We start from the raw sequence: 1,340 nt of genomic DNA on the forward strand, positions 1-1,340 counted from the left end.
ACTGAGTCCACTTCTTGGATATAAGAAGCCAGACGCTCCAGACCATAAGTCACCTCAGCAGTCACCGGATGAGTTGGCAGACCTCCGACCTGCTGGAAGTAAGTGAACTGAGTGATTTCCATACCATCCAGCCAGACTTCCCAGCCCAGACCAGCCGAGCCGGTTGACGGATTTTCCCAGTTATCCTCGACAAAGCGGATGTCGTGCTCCAACGGATTGATGCCCAAGAGCTCCAAAGACTGCAAGTAAAGTTCTTGGATATTGCTTGGAGATGGCTTCATAACCACCTGAAATTGATGGTGCTGGTAAAGACGGTTGGGATTTTCCCCATAACGACCATCTGCTGGCCGACGAGACGGCTCTACATAGGCCGCATTCCATGGTTCAGGACCAATGGCACGCAGGAAAGTGTAGGGGCTCATCGTTCCCGCTCCCTTCTCATTATCATAAGCCTGCATGAGCATACAGCCCTGGTCATTCCAGAACTGCTGTAAAGTCAAGATAATTTCTTGAAAAGTCAATTTTTTAGACATTTGTTACTCCTTTTGTTTGTTTATATCTCTTTGTCTATTATTTTCTGTTCTATGAACCAATCCAACAAGGGAAGTGTCTTATCTGTATTTGCCCACCGATGATAAGAATCAAAGACTGCTTGCACACTTCCTAGATTTTCTACTAGCTTGTCAACTGTCAAAAAACTGCGCCAATATTCATAAAAAATACTAGCATAATGTCCTTGATAGGTCGAAGTGCCGAAATCATTCAATGAGTGCCAATCGTGCTTTTTTTGAAAGAGCTCAACAAGAGACTGATTACAAGCCTTTTCCGTTTGAAATTCCTCATCTGTAAAGAAATACTTGCGGCTAATATACTCAACCATACCTTCTTCAAACCAGATATAGGCACCGTATCCATCAAAGTCATCTAAAAAATGCTCCGACCAATGAGCCAACTCATGGCCCACAATCTGTAAGAGAGAATTTTCAGACAAAGACTGATAGTGGTTTGCTATTGCTTGAGTTTGGTGAGAGGACTCGTAATTCTCCAACTGAAGGAGATACAAATCTTTCCAAACCGTCAACTCGGGAGTCATAACCATCCGCTTATCATTTGTATAAGCCGGCACAGGAATTTCCCGAATGATCTGCGTAGCAGAATCAAAATCGGACCAAATGATGGCTTGCGGCAAGTCATAAACCGCAAACTCGTCTTTCAAAAAAGCTAGATAGTCCTGCAACTTTGCGGCATTCTTTGCGACGAAACCTCGAAAAGCTGCTAATTGGTTCTCGTCTTTTACAAGATAAAGGTTCTCCACGAATCTCCTTTCTTTCGAACAATAG

The 1,340-nt window shown here is 43.7% G+C and carries 2 protein-coding genes; both read right to left on the minus strand.

Annotation, left to right across the window (positions count from 1 at the left end):
* Window positions 1-533, minus strand: a 533-nt coding sequence (locus Q0191_RS00645) for a glycine--tRNA ligase subunit alpha (RefSeq protein WP_297662886.1), incomplete at its 3' end; no start/stop codon positions are given.
* 20 nt (window positions 534-553) lie between these two features.
* On the minus strand, window positions 554-1,315 hold the full coding sequence (locus tag Q0191_RS00650; RefSeq protein WP_297662888.1) for an elongation factor Tu: 762 nt from the start codon (window positions 1,313-1,315) through the stop codon (window positions 554-556).
* Between the last annotated feature and the right edge of the window lie 25 nt (window positions 1,316-1,340).

Origin of the sequence: uncultured Streptococcus sp., from assembly GCF_938036805.1 — a bacterium.
Lineage (GTDB): Bacteria > Bacillota > Bacilli > Lactobacillales > Streptococcaceae > Streptococcus.